The organism is Bacillus sp. 007/AIA-02/001, assembly GCF_004634455.1.
GTDB lineage: Bacteria > Bacillota > Bacilli > Bacillales > Bacillaceae_G > Bacillus_A > Bacillus_A cereus.
The window spans coordinates 1-4,220 of record NZ_SEIY01000040.1 but is presented as its reverse complement, the minus strand read 5'-3'; the positions used below and the strand labels follow the sequence as shown (position 1 = coordinate 4,220).

Below are 4,220 nucleotides of genomic sequence, written 5' to 3'. Positions count from 1 at the left end.
TGTAATAACCAAGAGTCACAATATCGTAGTAGTGTGTTGATCTTGAAGCCCAGAAAGAATAATTCCCCTTACCACTAGGCATTTCCACTGAACCTTCAAATGCACCATTTGCTCCTACAGTACATAAAATATCTTTTTTAGCAAAATTTAGTGCGCCATCGAAGTAAATGTAAAAAGTTGTACCAGCAGGTACTGCTTGTCCATTTGCGTCATATGCATATCCTTTGAATGTTGTGTTTTTATATGCATAAACTCGATACTTTTTACCTTGACCATAGTCGATATACTCATTGTTTCCAATGTTAGTAATTTGCACTTTGTCGACAAGTGGCGTGTTTTCAGCTGCACTTGCATTATTGCTTGGTAAAAGAAAGCCAAATACTACTAATCCAATTAGCATAAGTGAAGTTAAAATTTTCTTCATAATCACATCTCCTATAATATTCTTTACACCCTAAATTTTACAGGGGTTAAATGTAAATTACAACATTTATATATATTGTACCAATATGCAATATTGCATATTAATAATGGTGCCAAATATAAATTACACAATAGAAAAGGGATACTATGTAACGGCAAATGAAGTCTATGCATATACTAAATATTTTATAGAAAAGAATAGTTTGGTGAGAAATAAAGTGCATAATAATAGTGAAGGTGAAACATAAAATTTAAAAGCAAATGAAGCCTATGCGTATGTGCAGTGAAAAAGAGAGTTACCAATAGGGAACTCTCTTTTTTTAATAGCATTCATTATTTTTTTAACTTCAACGAAATTTAATACCTTACCTTATGTTATCATCATTCTCAAATCTACCCCTGGTACAAGAAATACAGGGGTAGATAAATTTAGTAATTTATATTTCATTAACAAATAACTCTTTTCTAAGGATTAGCCTTCTAATTTTCTTATTTCGTTTAGTGTCAAACCCATAGTATCTATATATCCATACATAGCTTTTAAACTTGAATCAACCTTTTCAGTATCTTTTTCATCTAAACCTACAAATATTTGTTCTATGCATATTTCAATTACTTTAGCATCGTCTCTTAGTTGCACTTTGAAATAATCATAAGCCTTAGGTGGGTCAAGTTCTTTTAACTTCCTAAGTTCTCCCTTGACTACTTCAAATTGTTTCTTTAACTCCATTTGATTTGTTTTTAATGTTTGATCCTTTGCAAATATCGGTTTTGTAGCTTGCAGCTCCCTTGAAAACTGATTAACAAGTGTCTCCATCTTTTCTTGATACTGTTTTATCGTTATAGGGCCATGGACATCTGTTAGAGGGTCTTTTTCTTTTCTTTCTTGTTCTTTGATTCCTGGTTCTTTAACTATTTTCTTCTCTAATTCATCTTTTTCTTTGCGTAGTCTATCTACTTCTTTGTTTGCGGTCTCTAAAGCCTTTTTATCAGATTCCGCTTCAGCTACTTTCTTCTCTAATTCATCTTTTTCTTTGCGTAGTTTATCTACTTCTTTGTTTACAGTCTCTAAGGCCTTTTTATTAGATTCCGCTTCAGCTACTTGTAAATTATCAGTCTTTTTCTTTTCTGTATCTTCTTTTGAACAACCTACTCCACTAATTAGCAAAATTGGTAATGCTACCGATAACACTTTATGTTTCATTACTAGTCCCCCAATGACTTATTCTTTATCCCGTTTCTTTCTTAGTTGTACCTAGCGCGTTTTTATAATTCTTTATTTAATTCCTAATTTAAAGAACAACCTATCCCAAATAACATGATTGATATGACTATGTATACTCTTTTTGAAAAATATTGTAATTAATTAACATATGAAACTATAACATAAAATATATAAATAAGATATATGGATTTATCGTCATTACTATTAAATTCTCTTATTCTATTAATGAAAAATATAATATACATACTTGGAAATAAAATAATAGAAGAAAGAAGACTTATATTGCCATTACCCTGTTGGCATCAATCCGTACCGGCTATTTTGTCTGAAATATGGTAGGTAGACGAACCTACATAATTAGTACGCAATTGGAAATATAATCAGTAAAGTAAAAAGAAATGTATGAGTTATTTAAATAAAAAAGTGCTAACAAGTTTGCAAACGAACTTGCTAACACTTATACAGAATAGACATAAATTATCGCTGATATGTCGTCTTTGAAAATAGCTTTAATCAGTTACATCATACTTATACGAAATGCTCATAAAAACAGTCTTAATATCAAGAATATAATCATCCAGATATTCCTTTACTTTTAAGACGGAAACGAGGCATGATATTGATTTCTACCTCAGAGTTTGCGTCAAATAATAAAAAAATACGGTTTGTAAAACTAAAAATACAACAAGCTACAACCGGTATGAAATGGATTAAAATATTTAGAAATTTAAAAGATGATTTTCAAATAGGGGGAGAGGTGGATTTAGACCATATTCTCCAATATCCGAAAGATTATATTGTAGGGGGAAATAAAAGGGTGTTATTTCCATACAATGAGAGAATTTATAAAGTTCAAGGTACTAAAATAGAACCGGGTATAAAAGTAAAGGAAAGAGAGTATTTATTTAAAGAATTTCAGCGTAAATTCTCTTATTTCACAATACTTCCAGAATGTAAAAAGATAGCAACAAATAACAAAAATGAATTATTTCCTTTATTTGCACCAAAAGGATTAGAGACATTAACATTAGAAGTTTGGTCTGAAAATATAGTGCTGGAAATAGAACAAGCATTACTTGAGAGTCAAATTGTTTTGACTAAAGTTGGTGAAAATTCTTATGTATTGAATACAGATTTTCCAGTGTTATTAAAGATTGTGAGATACAATATTGAAAAGGTGTTACAAAATCCATATAAAATGCAATATTGCCAAAAATATAAAACAAATCTTGTAGATGATGTTACGAAAGCTGTCTATGCTACCGCGGGCGAGCGCAGTGATGCGACATTAGCATTAATCGCATTGAAAAATTGTGATGGACGAGAAAAAATTGATCCAAAACAAATCATTAGAGAGGGATTTGCACGAGCAAACCGTATTTCAACATTTATTAATTTATTTATAGGCCAAAGTGTATCGCGTAAAACAATTGTAAATAGTGTTTTTAGTTTATTAGAGCAAAAAGGATTTTTGAAGCGTAGTTGGAATAAGATAAATTTACCTTGTATATATGTTAATTTATCAATTGAACGAATATCGAAATTTGATTTCTTACCTATTCTTTCAAAAATAAAAGGAAAAGAAATTTTATATAAATTATATGGGAATACAGAATGGCAAACGATTGATTACGTATTATTAAATATAAATAAACATAATGCATTTTTACCACAACCATCAAAGAGAAATGATATGGGAGCTCTTTTTAAACAATATGTTTCCGAAACATTAATGGAAATTGTAAAATATGCAAAAGAACAAAATGAACAAGTTTACTTCATTGTAGATGCAAATTTGAGAAGGTATTGGATAAAAAAGTTACAAAATAAAGAAATTAATACAGATATTTTACCTGATATTGTTCCAGAGGTGTTAAAGGTTCCAAATTTAAATATTATTAGAATAAATACAGGTTTTGATGTACCAAGTTACGGTGTAGTAGAATGTGATGATGCTCTAGATAGCATTGGCTTATATGCAGATCAAAAAGGGATGTATTATAGCACTGGTGAATATTCACTTAATTGTAGTGGGATTTTTCAGCGATATATACTTGAAATTCTACCATTAGGTGTAAAACCTGTAGAAAGGGATTATATCGCTAAAATGATACATTACATGTGCTGTAATTCTAGTATGCTTTCGAAAAAGAATGTACACATGACATATTCCATGCATATGGAAAAGGTAATAAAGAGTTATATTACTGACATAGATGCAAGAGAGTTTAAAGAATTTGATGATGAATTGGATGTAGATGTAGTAAAAGTAGAAAAGAAAGATTCAATTATTCTACTTTAAATACTAGTAAACAAATCCTGCTCGTTATATCGATCAGGATTTGTCATTTTTTCATGTAAATAAGGATATCCTTTGTCAAGTATCTTTTCGTTTACATATTTACTTTATGTGCAGACAGGATTAATATGTTTTTTAGAAATACAAAAACTATTTCATATGGAAAAACGATTTTTATTAATTGAAAAAATTTGAAAGGAATGGGGAATTGTGAAGAAATTAGATGTGCTCTTAATGCTACTGAGCGGCCTCTTTCCAATTGCAGGACTTACA

Annotated in this window: 3 protein-coding genes; 1 reads left to right on the top strand and 2 read right to left on the bottom strand. The window is 29.8% G+C overall.

The features are described 5' to 3' along the window. Together ES895_RS28995 and ES895_RS28990 are read right to left on the bottom strand one after the other, a co-directional pair. A partial coding sequence (locus ES895_RS28995) for a hypothetical protein (RefSeq protein ID WP_135238875.1) occupies positions 1-424 on the bottom strand: 424 nt, incomplete at its 3' end. Positions 425-895: 471 nt separating this feature from the next. After that, positions 896-1,627 (bottom strand): coiled-coil domain-containing protein, encoded by a 732-nt coding sequence (locus ES895_RS28990; protein WP_098255276.1) that lies wholly within the window; start codon positions 1,625-1,627, stop codon positions 896-898. Between the two features lie 640 nt (positions 1,628-2,267). Here ES895_RS28990 and ES895_RS28985 point away from each other — a divergent pair. Then, on the top strand, positions 2,268-3,950 hold the full coding sequence (locus tag ES895_RS28985) for an RNaseH domain-containing protein (protein WP_135238874.1): 1,683 nt from the start codon (positions 2,268-2,270) through the stop codon (positions 3,948-3,950). Positions 3,951-4,220: the final 270 nt, after the last annotated feature.